Genomic DNA, 240 nt, shown 5'->3' with positions numbered 1-240 from the left:
ACGCTGAACAGTGCGCTAGGTACTGCCGCAAGTGGAGAGAAATGGGCGTTCGCCAGTGCTGCGCCCAGCCCTGAATTCTGCATGCCGACCTCGATGGACAAGGTTTTGCGTTGTGCCAATGGCATGCCAAAAAAACGTCCGGCAGCATAGCCCAGGCCTAATCCGAGGCTGTTGTGCAGCATGACGATGGCCATGATCAGCAGGCCGGACTCGGCGATCTTCGCCTGACTGGCCGCGACC

The 240-nt window shown here is 59.6% G+C and carries 1 pseudogene; it reads right to left on the bottom strand.

From position 1 onward, the window contains the following. Positions 1-240 (bottom strand): annotated as a pseudogene (locus tag AC0IYH_RS33690) (bile acid:sodium symporter family protein); the annotation flags it as partial.

It is taken from the genome of Pseudomonas sp. AC463, from assembly GCF_979253585.1.
This window is presented reverse-complemented; position numbering and strand designations above follow the sequence as displayed.